Origin of the sequence: Paenarthrobacter nitroguajacolicus, from assembly GCF_051027655.1 — a bacterium.
GTDB lineage: Bacteria > Actinomycetota > Actinomycetes > Actinomycetales > Micrococcaceae > Arthrobacter > Arthrobacter nitroguajacolicus.
The window spans coordinates 1,589,488-1,603,953 of the sequence record NZ_CP073234.1; the positions used below are offsets into that span (position 1 = coordinate 1,589,488).

10 protein-coding genes and 2 tRNA genes are annotated in these 14,466 nt (G+C 63.3%); 9 read left to right on the forward strand and 3 right to left on the reverse strand.

All coding sequences use genetic code 11. The annotated features are described in order from the left end of the window. The first annotated feature begins 6 nt into the window (after positions 1-6). The 9 genes from KCX59_RS07705 (at position 7) to KCX59_RS07745 (ending at position 10,046) form a co-directional block, all read left to right on the forward strand. On the forward strand, positions 7-1,011 hold the full coding sequence (locus KCX59_RS07705) for a DMT family transporter (RefSeq protein ID WP_091466332.1): 1,005 nt from the start codon (positions 7-9) through the stop codon (positions 1,009-1,011). 113 nt (positions 1,012-1,124) lie between these two features. Next, positions 1,125-2,510 (forward strand): glycine--tRNA ligase, encoded by a 1,386-nt coding sequence (locus KCX59_RS07710; protein ID WP_091466335.1) that lies wholly within the window; start codon positions 1,125-1,127, stop codon positions 2,508-2,510. A gap of 2 nt (positions 2,511-2,512) precedes the next feature. Beyond that, the gene (locus KCX59_RS07715; protein WP_179019076.1) at positions 2,513-3,475 is read left to right on the forward strand and encodes a GNAT family N-acetyltransferase; all 963 of its coding nucleotides are present in this window, start codon (positions 2,513-2,515) and stop codon (positions 3,473-3,475) included. Positions 3,476-3,604: 129 nt separating this feature from the next. Beyond that, positions 3,605-5,101 carry a YibE/F family protein gene (locus KCX59_RS07720; protein WP_179019074.1) on the forward strand — a complete coding sequence of 499 codons (1,497 nt, stop codon included), beginning with the start codon at positions 3,605-3,607 and terminating at the stop codon, positions 5,099-5,101. A gap of 113 nt (positions 5,102-5,214) precedes the next feature. Next, entirely contained in the window at positions 5,215-6,396 is a 1,182-nt protein-coding gene (gene dusB, locus KCX59_RS07725) for a tRNA dihydrouridine synthase DusB (RefSeq protein ID WP_179019072.1), read from the forward strand. Positions 6,397-6,460: 64 nt separating this feature from the next. Further along, positions 6,461-7,777 carry a deoxyguanosinetriphosphate triphosphohydrolase gene (locus KCX59_RS07730; RefSeq protein WP_091466343.1) on the forward strand — a complete coding sequence of 439 codons (1,317 nt, stop codon included), beginning with the start codon at positions 6,461-6,463 and terminating at the stop codon, positions 7,775-7,777. 58 nt (positions 7,778-7,835) lie between these two features. Next, on the forward strand, positions 7,836-9,731 hold the full coding sequence (dnaG, locus tag KCX59_RS07735) for a DNA primase (RefSeq protein WP_178996441.1): 1,896 nt from the start codon (positions 7,836-7,838) through the stop codon (positions 9,729-9,731). A gap of 53 nt (positions 9,732-9,784) precedes the next feature. Beyond that, a tRNA-Asn gene (locus KCX59_RS07740) sits at positions 9,785-9,857 on the forward strand. Positions 9,858-9,973: 116 nt separating this feature from the next. Beyond that, positions 9,974-10,046, forward strand: a tRNA-Asn gene (locus KCX59_RS07745). Between the two features lie 49 nt (positions 10,047-10,095). On the opposite strand, the gene KCX59_RS07750 is transcribed toward KCX59_RS07745, so the two are convergent. Genes KCX59_RS07750 through KCX59_RS07760 form a run of 3 tightly spaced genes read right to left on the reverse strand, consistent with a single transcriptional unit; the run spans position 10,096 to position 14,367 of the window. Beyond that, positions 10,096-10,503, reverse strand: coding sequence for a hypothetical protein (locus tag KCX59_RS07750; protein WP_011774207.1), 408 nt, complete (start codon positions 10,501-10,503; stop codon positions 10,096-10,098). A 44-nt stretch (positions 10,504-10,547) separates the two neighbouring features. Next, a complete protein-coding gene (locus tag KCX59_RS07755; protein ID WP_179019070.1) occupies positions 10,548-11,831 on the reverse strand; it encodes an alpha/beta hydrolase in 1,284 nt (427 codons plus the stop codon). Between the two features lie 22 nt (positions 11,832-11,853). Further along, entirely contained in the window at positions 11,854-14,367 is a 2,514-nt protein-coding gene (locus tag KCX59_RS07760; RefSeq protein ID WP_179019068.1) for a bifunctional lysylphosphatidylglycerol flippase/synthetase MprF, read from the reverse strand. Positions 14,368-14,466: the final 99 nt, after the last annotated feature.

The following is a 14,466-nucleotide window of genomic DNA, read 5'->3' on the forward strand; positions in this document are numbered from 1 at the left end:
AGTAGTGTGGTGACGGTGCCGCAGCCTTCTCCCCGTCCCGCCCTTCCGCTGGTCATTGGCCTTCCCATTGCAGTAGCGACGGGCCTGGTGATCCCGCTTCAAGGGAGGATCAACGGGGCCCTCGGCGCCAAACTGGACGACGGCATCGCCGCGGCTGTGGTGAGCTTCACCACAGGACTCCTGCTCATTAGTGCCATCTCACTTGCCACCCCCAAGGGCAGGGCAGGGCTCCAGCGCATCATTCCTGCCGTCCGGAACCGCAGCTTCCCCCGGTTCTACGTGATGGCCGGTGCCATCGGCGCGTTGTTCGTCTTTGCCCAGTCGTTCACTGTTGCCCTGCTGGGTGTCGCGTTGTTCACAGTCGCAGCGGTGACCGGCCAGACGTTGAGCGGACTGCTCGTGGACCGAATGGGCATCGGCCCGGGAGGAAAACGCGCCATCACGGGAGTCCGGGTCCTGGGCAGTGTCCTGACGGTGGCCGCCGTCGCCTGGGCAGTTTCCCCGCGCTTCAGCGGCGACACCGACATCGCCTCGCTCGTCTTGCCCGTCCTCCTGCCGCTGGCCGCCGGTTTTTTCATGAGCTTCCAGCAGGCAATGAACGGAACTGCCACAGTCCATTACGGGACGCCCATCGCAGCCACGCTGGTCAACTTCATTGCAGGATCGCTCATTCTATGGATCGCGTGGATTATCAAGCTGGCTGTGGCCGGGCCGGGAAATCCGCTTCCCAGCGAGTGGTGGTACTACCTTGGCGGGCCCATGGGCTGCCTCTTCATCGGCCTGGCGGCGCTGCTGGTCCGGAGTCTTGGTGTCCTGATCACCGGTTTGGGCATGATCGCCGGGCAGTTGGTGGGGTCGCTGGTGCTCGACGTCGTGATCCCCAGTCCCGGCGCAGTGGTCGCCTTGCCCACGGTGCTGGGTACGGTCCTGACGCTCGCCGCGATCATCGTGGCCACACTGCCCTGGCCCAAGGGAGCTTTCGCACGAAGAGTCCCTCCCAAAGGCCGGTAGGGTAGGAATCAACAAACTTTCCCCCATCACCCCGCCGGACAACCTCGTCCGGATTCCGGGGCAAACCACCGCGGACCGCACCCAGCGGCCCTGTAGAACAAATGGAGTTACCCATGGCAGCAAAATCCGTCCTTGACCAGGTCATTTCCCTCTCCAAGCGGAGGGGCTTTGTCTTCCAGGCCGGTGAAATCTATGGTGGCTCCCGTTCGGCATGGGATTACGGTCCCCTCGGCGCTGAACTGAAGGAAAACATCAAGCGCCAGTGGTGGCAGAGCATGGTCCGCGGCCGTGAGGACGTTGTAGGCCTGGACTCCTCCGTCATCCTTCCCCGCCAGGTATGGGAAGCATCCGGCCACGTGGATGTCTTCTCCGACCCCCTGGTTGAATGCCTGTCCTGCCACAAGCGCTACCGTGCCGACCACCTCGAAGAAGAGTACGAAGAAAAGAAGGGCCGCCCGGCAGAAAACGGCCTGGCGGATATCGCCTGCGCAAACTGCGGCACCCGCGGCCAGTGGACCGAGCCCCAGGAATTCTCCGGCCTGCTCAAGACTTTCCTCGGCCCGGTGGCCAGCGACGAAGGCATGCACTACCTGCGTCCGGAAACCGCCCAGGGCATCTTTGTGAACTTCAACAACGTCCTCACCACCTCGCGGAAGAAGCCGCCGTTCGGCATTGGCCAGATCGGCAAGTCCTTCCGCAACGAAATCACGCCGGGCAACTTCATCTTCCGTACCCGCGAATTCGAGCAGATGGAGATGGAGTTCTTCGTCGAGCCCGGAACCGATGAAGAGTGGCATCAGTACTGGATGAAGGAGCGCATGTCCTGGTACACGGACCTGGGCATCCGTGAAGACAACCTCCGTTTCTTCGAGCACCCGCTGGAGAAGCTCAGCCACTACTCCAAGGGCACCACGGACATCGAATACCGCTTCGGTTTCCAGGGCTCCGAGTGGGGCGAGCTCGAGGGCATCGCCAACCGCACGGACTTCGACCTTTCCACGCATGCCAAGGCTTCCGGCACGGACCTGAGCTACTTCAACCAGGCCACCAACGAGCGCTACACCCCGTTCGTGATCGAGCCCGCCGCCGGCCTGACCCGCTCCTTCATGGCCTTCCTGATCGACGCCTACACCGAAGACGAGGCACCCAACGCCAAGGGCGGCGTCGATGTCCGCACAGTGCTGAAGCTGGACCCGCGCCTGGCCCCGGTCAAGGCCGCCGTCCTGCCGCTGAGCCGCAACGAGGACCTGTCCCCGAAGGCCAAAGCTTTGGGCGCCCAGCTGCGCAAGAACTGGAACATCGACTTCGATGACGCCGGCGCCATCGGCCGCCGTTACCGTCGCCAGGACGAGATCGGTACCCCGTTCTGCATCACAGTGGACTTCGACACCCTTGAGGACCAGGCCGTGACCATTCGTGAGCGCGACACCATGAGCCAGGAACGCGTGTCCTTGGACAAGGTTGAGGGCTACCTGGCTGCACGCCTGATCGGCGCCTAGTCGTGGCTTTGGAGTACCGCGAATGGAAGGAGGGCGACGACCTCGCCCTCTTGGAAATCTGGGGCGGCCCGGAGACCCTTCCCGCTGAGCAGTTCCGTGCAGCCCTGGCGCCGTCCAGCAACCAGCCCTGGCGCCGCTGCATCGTGGCCGAGGACGTGGTGGACGGCGTGCGGATTCCCGTTGCCGCCGGCGTTGTCCACGAGGCATCCCTGCACCCGGAGCGACTCTGGGCCTACATCGAGGTTGCCAAGGACCACCGCCGTGAAGGCTTGGGTGCAACCCTGCTGACCATGCTTCGCCGCGAAGCCGGGAACTCGCCGTCGGGCGTTTCCAAGCTGCGCAGCAAGGTGGAGCCGGATACCGCAGGTGCGGCATTCGCTGCGGCTGCGGGGCTTGCGCCCATCCAGCGTTCGCAGCTTGTTGTGGTGGCACCTGAACCCCTGTCATTGCCGCGGTTCGGCGATGGTTCCGAGGAAGCCGCTTCCGAGCGCGTGGAGGACCTGGCCACGGGTTCGGTGGAGCTGAGCGATGTGCTGGGGAAGTACTACTCGCATGTCCACCACTGGGACAGCCCGGGGGAGCTCAGCATCCCCACGGTGCAGCGCTTGTTCCTGCATGACCTGACTGGCGCCCACGGCGCAATCGTCCTGCGCGCGCCGAAGGCCAGTGCCTTCGGTCAAGGCGTTCCGGCGAGCCGCAAGGGCAAAATCCAGGCGTTCGCCATCAGTTACGCCCAAGGCGACTCGGATGAGCCCTCGGATGTCTTCCTTGGACACGACCCCCAGCTGTCCGCCGAGGAAGCAGCTTTTGCAGTGCGTGACCTCTTGGCGCTCATCGCCTACCAACACCCGGTCCTGCTGGAAGTTGACGAGTCCATGACGGCGCTGCGCACGGTTCTTGATCCGCTGTTGGAATCCGGAAAAGCCCACGTGCGGGGTGCCGACACCCTGATCGTCAGCGACTGATCACAGCTTTCACGCGCCAGGATCCCACGCCGCCCGTTTTCTGCGGGCCGCGTGGGATCTTGCGTTAAGTGACTGACTTTGCGGGTGTTCGGTCCCGCGTAGGGTTAAGGGCATGAGGTTTTGCTGCTGATGGGCCACTCCCACGGTCATTCTGAAAATTCCGAGCCAACGCCGCAGGCTCTTGCATCGCGGAAGAGGGCCAACTGGATTCTGGCGGCCATCCTTATTCCGCTGGGCGTCCTGACGCTCGTTGCCATGATGGTCATGTGGCCCTCAGGCAGTCGGGAAGGGATCTCGTTCTCGAGCCCGTACCAGGCTGCGCCCGGGGTCACGTTCGATACCGGCCGGATTCAGGGCGTGGTGGTGGAAAGCTGCACGCAGACGGGCCAAAGCAACACGGGCCAGCCCAACGCCGGCCAGACTGACACTGGCCCAACGGACACCGGTCAAAACAACCAGTCCGGCGGGTCGCAGTGCACCTTCGCCTTCACGGAGCCGGACAAAGGCGGGGACGTGGTCAAGGTGGTCATCAACCCTGACGTCGCCATGTCCCACGGCGTGGACGTGGGGGACTCCATCCGGTACCTCAACCTGTCCGCGGTTCAAGGTACGAACGCCGGAAGCGGCGCTCCTGCCTACGTTTTCGTGGACTTTGTCCGCAGCATCCCCATCGCGCTCCTGGCAATCCTGTACGCAGCGGTCGTCATCGCGGTGGCCCGTTGGCGCGGCTTCCGGGCACTTCTTGGCCTGGTGGGTGCCTACTTCGTCCTGGTCAGCTTCATCCTGCCGGGCTTGGTGGAGGGCAAGCCGCCACTGTTGCTGGCGTTGGTGGGATCCACGGTGATCATGATCGGGGTCCTGTACTTCGCGCACGGATTCTCGGCGCGAACGTCCACCGCTTTGTTGGGCACAATTTTCGGGCTTAGCATCACAGCCCTGTTGGCGGCGTGGGCTACGGACGCCGCCAACCTGGCGGGAGTGGGAAACCACGATGCCTCCACGCTGGTGAACATGTCACCCCAGATCTCCATTTCAGGGATCATCCTGTGCGGCCTCATCATCTCCGGCCTGGGCGTGCTCAACGACGTCACCATTACGCAGTCCTCTGCGGTGTGGGAACTCTACGAACTCGCGCCCAACACCAGTGCCCGCAAGCTGTTTTCCTCTGCCATGAGGATCGGCCGGGACCACATTGCCTCCACGGTCTACACCATCGCTTTTGCGTACGCCGGAGCCGCGCTTCCGATCCTCATCATCGTGATGCTTTATGACCGCCCCCTCGATGAAGCACTGACCAGTGCTGAGCTATCCGAGGAAGTAATCCGTACCCTGGTGGGGTCCATCGGCCTCGTCCTCGCCATCCCGGTCACTACGCTGATTGCCGTCCTGGTGGTTAAAGCCACCGGCATGAAGCGCATCGCCGCAGCCGGTGGGCCGACCGTAACTGCTGATGAGCTTAACGACACCGGTTCGCTGGCAGCAGCCGCCGCCGTCGTAGGTTCAGGTCAGCATGACAAGCACGACGCCGGTACGCGCCTTGACGATTCCGGCAAGCCGGCGCGGCCGGGCAGCCGCCGTGCCCAGCGGGAAGCTGAGCGGCGCGGAGACACGAACGACGCCACCTAAACCCGAGCCCTGCTCTTGTTCGCCACACCCGCCGTACTGCGTTCGCGTGGGCGAACAAGCACGGGATTCGGCTGGCTGTCCGCCGATTTGCCCCGCTTTGCAACAATGGATAGGTGACTGTAGTAGCGACGCCCCCTGCACCAAAGCTCGAGCTCCCTCCTCTGAAGCTCGGTGGGATCACCGTGGACACCCCGGTAATCCTTGCCCCCATGGCGGGCATTACCAACTCTGCCTTCCGCAGGCTCTGCCGCGAATACGGTGGCGGGATGTACGTGGCCGAGATGGTGACCTCCCGTGCCTTGGTGGAGCGCACGCCGGAATCGTTGCGCATCATCTCGCATGATGAGGACGAGAAAGTCCGGTCCGTGCAGCTCTACGGTGTTGATCCCGTGACGGTAGGCGCCGCAGTACGGATGCTCGTGGAAGAGGACCGTGCGGACCACATCGACCTCAACTTCGGCTGCCCGGTGCCTAAGGTCACCCGGCGCGGCGGCGGCTCGGCCCTGCCTTGGAAGATCGACCTCTTCACCTCCATTGTCCAGACAGCGGTCAAGGAAGCGTCCAAGGGCGATATTCCCTTGACCATCAAGATGCGCAAGGGCATCGACGAGGACCACCTGACATACCTCGACGCCGGTCGAATCGCGCGCGACGCAGGAGTGGCCGCTGTTGCCCTCCACGGCAGGACCGCAGCCCAGTTTTATTCCGGACAGGCCGACTGGTCCGCCATTGCCCGGCTTCGTGAGGCGCTCCCTGACATCCCTGTACTGGGCAACGGTGACATCTGGTCAGCCGAGGATGCTGTCCGCATGGTGCGCGAGACCGGCGTCGACGGTGTGGTTGTGGGCCGCGGCTGCCAGGGCAGGCCATGGCTGTTCGGTGATCTGCAGGCCGCCTTCGAAGGCAGCGACCAGCGGCACCGCCCGGGTCTCCGCGAAGTGGCCGAAGGCGTCTATCGTCACGCCGAGCTCATGGTGGAAACGTTCGGGAACGATGAATACAAGGCACTCCGCGAGATCCGCAAGCACATGGCCTGGTACTTCAAGGGCTACGTAGTGGGCGGCGAGCTCCGCGCCAAGCTGGCCACCGTACCCACCCTCGAGGTGCTGCGCGAATACCTTAACGAACTGGACATGGACGCGCCCTATCCGGGAGTCGATTCCGAGGGACCCCGCGGCCGCGCCGGTTCGCCCAAGAAGCCTGCGTTGCCCAAAGACTGGCTCGTGAGCCGTCAGCTGAACGCTGAACAGAGCGCGGATATCTCGGCCGCGGAGCTGGACGTTTCGGGCGGCTAGCCTCACACGTGTAAGACTGACTCAAGAAGCTCCACACCCCGGCGCTTGAAGGAGGCAGATACCCATGGGAACCGAAGCGATACTTGGCCAAGACGGGACGGCTCACGATTTTGTGCTGGCCATCCCCGGTTACGCCGAGGCAGATTCCGCGCGGTGGGTCGAAGAGCCACGCAAGAGCAACTATCGCTCGGATTTTGAACGGGACCGCGCCAGGGTCCTGCACTCCTCGGCGTTGCGCAGGCTCGGCGCCAAGACTCAGGTAGTCGCACCGGACACGGACGACTTTGTCCGAACCAGGCTCACACACAGCCTCGAAGTAGCCCAGGTAGGCCGCGAACTGGGTCGCTCCCTGGGGTGCGATCCTGACGTGGTGGACACTGCCTGCCTAAGCCATGACCTCGGGCATCCGCCCTTCGGCCACAACGGTGAGTCCGCCCTGAACGAAGTAGCGCACACCATTGGTGGTTTCGAAGGCAACGCCCAGACCCTGCGGTTGCTGACCCGACTCGAACCCAAGGTACTCGCTGAGGATGGCAGGCCGGCAGGACTCAACCTGACCCGCGCCAGCCTGGATGCTGCGTCCAAGTACCCGTGGTCCGCCGTCGACGCCCCCGTCATCCATGGCCACCGCACCAGTAAGTTCGGCGCGTACGAAGACGATCTTCCGGTGTTCGAATGGCTCCGGGAAGGCGCACCGGGCAACCGTTCGTGCATCGAGGCCCAGGTGATGGACCTGGCCGACGACATCTCGTACTCGGTCCACGACGTCGAGGATGCGATCGTCGCCGGCCATTTCCAGCTCAAATGGATGGAAAACCCGGACCATCGTGCGCGCGTGGTGGGGTACACCAAGCAGTGGTACCTGCCACACAACGATCCCGCTGACATTGATGCCGCCCTTGCGCGGCTGGAGGCCACCAAAGTCTGGGTCCGCGAAGCTGATGGCAGCCGGAAATCCATGGCTGCCTTGAAGGACATGACCAGCCAGCTGATCGGCCGCTTCTGCCAGAGCGCGATGGAAACCACGCGCGCTCATTTCGGACCAGCAAATCTCACCCGCTATGACGCTGAACTCATGGTTCCCGAGGACACCGTCACCGAGATCGCGGTCCTCAAGGGCTTGGCTACCACCTTCGTGATCTCCACAGACCATCGCCAGCCGGTGTACGAGCGCCAACGCGAAGTGCTTCATGCGCTGGTAGGTGTTTTGAATGCCACGGGCGACCGTCACCTTGAGCCGATGTTCGCCGCGGACTGGCGTGACGCCGTCGACGACGGTGCGCGTTTGCGCGTTGTGATCGACCAGGTGGCGTCGCTGACGGACGTGTCTGCCCTGGCCATGTATGAGCGGCTTGTGGGCAGCCTCCCGTCGCTCTGGTAACCCTTCCTGCTTTCCGTTAACGGCGGGGACTCCTGGGGCAAGCGACTAGGATGGTCACGTGGCTGGCCTGATCAAACGTGAAGATATCGACGAAGTACGCCAGCGCACGGATATCAAGGAAGTCGTTGACGGTTACGTCACCCTCAAGGGCGCCGGGCTGGGCAGTTTCAAGGGCCTGTGCCCCTTCCATGACGAACGCTCGCCCTCCTTCACTGTTCGCCCGCAGGTGGGCAGGTACCACTGCTTCGGCTGCGGTGAGGACGGCGACGCCATCTCCTTTGTGCAGAAGATGGACCACAGTTCCTTCCACGAGGCTGTCGAGAAACTTGCCGCCAGAATCGGTTACGAGCTGCGCTACGAGGACGGCGGCACCGGTCCCAGCCGTGAGGAAGTGGGCAAGCGCCAGCGTCTGCTGGACGCCCACAAGATCGCCGATGAGTTCTTCCGCGCCCAACTGCTGACCCCCGGCGCGGCCGAGGGGCGCAACTTCCTGGATGGCCGTGGCTTTGACCGCGCCGCTGCCGAACACTTTGGCGTGGGATACGCGCCCCAGGGCTGGGACGCGTTGCTCAAGCACCTCCGCGGACGCGGGTTCACTGATGCGGAACTGAAGCTCACAGGCATGTTCTCCGAAGGAAACCGGGGCATCTACGATCGCTTCCGCGGCAGGCTGATCTGGCCCATCCGGGACATCGCGGGCGACACCATCGGGTTCGGTGCACGCAAACTCTTCGAAGACGATCAGGGCCCCAAATACCTGAACACCCCTGAGACCACGCTCTACAAGAAGTCCCAGGTCCTCTACGGGATCGACATCGCCAAGCGGAATATCGCCAAGGAACGGCAACTGGTAGTGGTCGAGGGATACACCGACGTCATGGCCTGCCACCTCGCAGGAGTCACGACGGCGGTGGCTACCTGCGGTACTGCCTTCGGTACCGAGCACATCAAGGTTGCCCGGCGGCTGCTCTCGGACGACGGCAGCGGGGGAGAGGTCATCTTCACTTTCGACGGCGACGCAGCCGGCCAGAAGGCGGCTCTGCGGGCTTTCGAGGAAGACCAACGCTTCACCGCCCAGACGTACGTCGCAGTGGAGCCCTCCGGCGCCGACCCCTGTGATCTTCGCCAACTAAAGGGCGACGCCGCGGTGCGCGAGCTCATCAGTACCCGCAAGCCACTCTTCGAGTTTGCTATCCGGGCCACTCTCCGCCGCCACAATTTGGACACCGTGGAAGGCCGTGTAGCTGCCCTGCGCGAAGCCGCCCCTGTGGTGGCACAGATCCGGGACTCCGCCACCAGGCCTGGCTACACACGCAACCTGGCAGGTTGGTTGGGCATGCCCATCGAGGAAGTCAGCGGTTACGTCGGGGCGGCCGCCAAGCGAGCCGCTTCCGGCGGCACCGCTGGTGCCAGCACTGCAGGCCCGGCCGGACAGGCGGCGACGGCGGCAGCACCGCCGTCGAGCGGCCCGGTCTTCCAACGACCCGACCCCAGGGACCCCATAGCCGGTATGGAACGCCAAGCGCTCGAGGTTGTCCTCCAGGAGCCGGGAGTGCTCGGCGGGGGAGCCTGGGAACGCTTCGAGGCCTCACACTTCACTACGCCTGCTTATGCGGCCGTCCACACTGCTGTGCGGGCTGCGGGCCTCGCCCACTCGGATGACCCTGTGGCCTGGGTGGAACAAGTCCGCCAGGAAGTCCCGGAACCGCTACGGCCTTTGGTCTCGGAGTTGGCCGTAACGCCCCTGCCGGCGAGCACCCCCGAGGCCATGCAGCGATACTGCCGCGACATCCTGGCCCGTCTCTTCGAATTGCAGATCACCCGGATCAAGGCCGACAAGATGGGGCAGCTGCAGCGCTTGGATGCAGGAGCCAATCCGGAGGAATTCCAGCGGCTGAACAGGGAGCTGATGCAGCTTGAAATGGAGCGCAGGGCACTACGCTCGGACGGCTAGAAGCCCCGATTTCGTTTTCCGGCGGGCCCCTGTTAAGCTAGTAACCGCTTCATTCCTCCGTAGCTCAATTGGCAGAGCATTCGACTGTTAATCGAAGGGTTACTGGTTCAAGTCCAGTCGGAGGAGCGCACAATACCCCCGTTCCGATCTTTCGGAACGGGGGTATTTTTATACCCCCAGGGGGTATCCGGCGCCGATTTCGCATTCTGGTAGAACCTTTGCTAAAGTCATAACCGCTTCATTCCTCCGTAGCTCAATTGGCAGAGCATTCGACTGTTAATCGAAGGGTTACTGGTTCAAGTCCAGTCGGAGGAGCATAAGGACCCCGTGCCGGCATCACTGCTGGTGCGGGGTCCGCCTTTTATCAGACGAAATCCATCTCCACTTGCAGGAAACGGGCGGCCTCGGCCACCGCAGCCAGGAATGAATCCTGCTCGGTGGGCGGAGTCCTGGGCTCGCGGGGATGCCACTCGTGGGGCGCCGAGTAGACGCGGGTGAAGCCACCACCTGGCGGGGCATAGAAGATGCCGAAGCGCTGGACCGGCCATTCAGGTGAGGTCTCCGGCGCGACCAGGAGCGCGGCGTCCGTTTCGGGGTTGTACCACTGGGCAATGGGGCGGCGACGGTCGTCTGTAAAGAGCCCGGCGGCGTAGAGGGCGGCCGACTGGGGACTGGTCACGGAGCACAGCCTGTCCCACCACAGCGGCAGGATGCGTTCATCCCGACGCTGCCACGGTGCCGGTAGCGGCTGCAGCTCTTGCCAATGTGGCACATCTCAACTTTATCGCCCGGGCGTGGACCGGAAAAGGGTAAGGCCTACTTGGACAGGCCCAGCCTCGGATAAAGAACCTCAAAGCCCTTCGTGAGTCCCGCATTCAGCGCCAGGCCCACGTGACCGCCGTTGGGCACCTCGTAGTACGTCACAGTCATTCCTGCATCCCGGGCGGCTGCGGAGACCGCCTTTGCCGCCGCCACATAGGTTGTGTCGTCCGAGCCCACGGTGAAAACGGCCGTCGTATTGGGGAACTGCCTGCCTTTCATGATGTTGATGGGCTTCTGGGCGTCGTAGGCAGCCTGGTTGCCGTTGAAGATCGCTGCAAGGTTGCCGGCCGGATCCTCTGCACCAGGGAATTCTTCGCCGGAGATGTCCACCACGTTGCCCCACATCTCCGGGTATTTGACCGCGAAGGAAATGGCACATTGGCCGCCGTTGGAGTAACCGGCAATGGTCCAGTGTTCGCGGTCAGGGAGGATGTTCAAATTGGCTTTGGCCCAGTTCACCACGTCTTCGTTGATGTACTTCTCCACGTTGCCGTACTTGGCGGTGTCCAGGCAGAGGGTGTCATTTTGGTCCGGGCCAATCTGGTCTGCGACGATCGCGATAGGGGCCAGGCCGTTGTTCCTGGCAGCGAACTCGTCCAAGGCGGCCGAAACGTATTGCGGATCAGGGAGTCCCGGCTGGCCCATCATGAGGACGAACAAGGGCAACTTGGGCGGATTGGCAGTCAGGGCGGCAGGGGGCAAATAGATGCCCGCGGGTCTGGCATCGAAACCGGAGGCGGTGGCTGGAATCACCTGGGTGCCCGCTTCGCCCTTCGCGTGCAGGTTGGCCGGGGGCTTCCAGCTTTGCCACAGGGGACCCGCCGGAATGGAGGCGTCCGGGTCCGGTTTGGCCAGTTGAATGGCATCCTCCGTAGAGATTCCCAAGGCCGAGCCCAACGTCTTGTTCAGTCCGAACTCCGTGTTGATGCCTAGGGCCGCGACCACCACGAACACTGGAAGGGACACTGCAGCCACCGTTTTCCGCCACCGTGGGCTATGACGGAAGCTAACCACGGCAAGACCCAGGGCCGCGAAGCAGGAAATCGCCCAGAACCACACCCGCGGGGTGAGCCCCACATGGAAGACGTCCATCACGTCCTCTACGATCCACACGGTCAACCATCCCAACAGGGCTGCGACCACGACGGCCGTGATCGCGGTGAGGGCCCAGCGCGCGGACGGCCTGAGGAACAGCAGCATGAAGAACCCGACGCCGATCACCCCGGCAATCGTCATGACCACGGGTCCGCTGATCTCGAGCTTCAGAATCTCGTTCATGGCCGGGAGACCCGCTTCGGTGTCATGCGGCGGGCTCCTTGGCTACCATCTGCCGCAACAGCCCCGCGCTTTGAGCGGGGGAGAGCCCTGGCAGGTAGGCGGAACCCACAGCGATACCGATGGACGGCAAGGCCAACGGGTCCTGGTAGTACATGTACAAGGTCCGATGCTCAGGCTGGAAACGGGACTTGAAGGCGGCCAACGACTTGAAGCCGTACATGGGTTCCAGTGCGTTCCCGAGAAGCGCAAGGACCCGGTCCAGGGTGCTGTGGTCCACGGTGCTGTGGTCTCCCTCGCCGGCATCGGATCCTGCATTGGCGAGGGGAGAGCCGGACAACGAGATTTGGGGTACTTCTTCTTTGAAGTGCGTCACGGCAGAAGCGATGAGGAACTCCATGACGCCCTTGAAGCCTGTGGTGCGGCGGCGCATGAAGTCCAGGGTCCACCCTGAGATGACCCCGTCGCTGAAGACCGGCAGCCAGCTGGTGACTCCATGGACCAGGCCGTCATCGTCCACGGCTACACAGCAAAGCACCTCGGGGTCTTTGAGCTCATTCAAGCCACCCAAGGTGAAGCCCATCTCAGGAAGTGCTTTGTCAGCCACCCACTCTTCGGAAATCTCGGCGAGCTGTGCCCTGATTCCCGGCGGCATCCCGGGGTAGCTGTACCAGTGGTCCTTGATGGAGAGCTTGTCTGCGCGGTTCAGTGCCGTGCGGACGTTCTGCCATTCCTTCCCCTTGAAGGTCATGGCCTGGACGTTGAGGAGTGTCTCTTCCGCCACTTCCAGTTTCCTGAAGCCATGGGGGATCAGCGCAGCGTCGAGCTCTGCCGTGGCTGAGTAGAAGCACGGAACCAGCCCAAGGCTGGAGCAGTGCTTTACGAAGCCCGCGGCCGCCTCAGGATGGAGTTCGCTTGCGCCAAAGGGCCCCGCAACTGTGAGGGCCACGCCGTTGTGGACCTGGTACGCAACACCGGCCTTCCTGTTCGGGGTAAACCAGTACTGGTTGTTGTCCCATAGAGCCATCCAGGACAGCGTTCCGCCGCCATCATGCAACAGCTCCCTGGCATGGCCCAGATCTGCTGCCGGATCAGTGGCGAGCATCCGGAACCGACGGAAGTTGTTCAGGACAAGTACAAGGATGCACAGCCAAATGATGTCCCCGCCCAGTCCGTACACCACCGTGCTTAGCAGGCCTTGCGGGAGAGCCACCACGAACGGGACAGGGAAGGGAACCAGAATGTGTGTCAGCTGCCCGGCCAGATCCAGCAGGGTGGAGCGTCCCGGGTTGCCTTCAATGAACCAGAACGCGACGTAGAAGATCACGGCAGCAACGGCGAGGATGAGCGAGGTCCGGCCAAGGACCCTGTAACCGGCGTCGCTCGACTCGACCCGGAACTTATGCCGGTTTACCAGAAGCAGCGCCACGATGATGACAGGGGCGAGGACCGCAGGGACCGCGTACAGGAGGAGGTACGCGAAGTCGTCGTCGCCTAACGTGACGTCCGGATCTGTAACGTACTGGACGATGGACAGGACAGTTACGGCAGCCAGATACAGCTGGATAACGAGTGTCAGCCTGTATGCGAGCCGGCGGCCACGCCGGAGCCCCTCGGCGCAGACGAGCAGCAGAAGAACCGGAATCAGTGTCAGGATCGCCGCTCCGAAGCTCTGGACGCCGACGATGCTCTGCAACGTGACACAGTTGTTGTCGTTATTGCACGCTTCCTGCACCTCATCGGCGTCGGGACTGGCCTGGAGCATGACCTCGGAAACAACGGAGAGGGGCCCGATTTCCCACGTTCCGGTCAGTTGGGTGAGCAAAGGTCCAACCGCGAAGACACCCACCACGGTGCCCACCAGGAAGCGCGTCTCGCGAAGGCTTGAGGAGTGGAGCGATCCCGCCCGGTGGCGCAGCACCAGCGACTGGATGACCCAGCCCGCCAGGATGCCGATCACGGCTCCGGCAAGTGCCTGCAGGGTTTGGGCGACCCCCACGAACAGGGCAAACATCAGCGTCGCGGCCAGCAGCCACGTCCTCAGGCGACGTCGCCACAAAGCCTCGAGTGCCGCCGTCGAGCACCCTAACGCAGCGGCGGCGCCGCCATAGGCACCCACAACGTATTCGCCGCCCAGGAAACTGAGCCATTGGTCGCTGGCATCCGTTCCGAAGGTTACGAGTGCTACAAGCACAAGGGCGCTGAGGGCTGAACCGGCTACGAAGGCGGCCAAAGCAAGCCAAGGGCCCATGACGCGTTCGGCGATGCCGACACCCACCAGGATCGCGGCTGTACAGGCCAGGTAATCCAGCAGGGAGGAGGCGAAGAATGCTGATGTGAAGATGGACCACCACGGTCCGGGTTCCACCGCCAGGCCGATTCCCACTTGATCCAACAAGACTTGGCCGGGGCCGTTGACGAGGCTACCGGAGACGGCACCCAGCACCCAGAAGAGCCCTACGAGACCCAGCGTCAGCGGCAACCTCCGCACGGTTGCCAGCCCGCGCACGTTGCCCCGAAATCCAACAGCCGTGCTCATGTGATGTCCCCTTCACCGGTTGCACACCGGTAACCCCGGCTGGCCACCATTCTGCCCTGCAGCAGGCGGTTAGGGGAGGGTTTGGTAACTCTCGACGGC

Bases quoted from the DNA above. Each gene is read 5' to 3' on its own strand.
- KCX59_RS07710 (WP_091466335.1), top strand. From the start codon at position 1,125: ATGGCAGCAAAATCCGTCCTTGACCAGGTCATTTCCCTCTCCAAGCGG.
- KCX59_RS07720 (WP_179019074.1), top strand. From the start codon at position 3,605: ATGGGCCACTCCCACGGTCATTCTGAAAATTCCGAGCCAACGCCGCAG.
- KCX59_RS07730 (WP_091466343.1), top strand. From the start codon at position 6,461: ATGGGAACCGAAGCGATACTTGGCCAAGACGGGACGGCTCACGATTTT.
- KCX59_RS07755 (WP_179019070.1), bottom strand. From the start codon at position 11,831: ATGAACGAGATTCTGAAGCTCGAGATCAGCGGACCCGTGGTCATGACG.
- KCX59_RS07760 (WP_179019068.1), bottom strand. From the start codon at position 14,367: ATGAGCACGGCTGTTGGATTTCGGGGCAACGTGCGCGGGCTGGCAACC.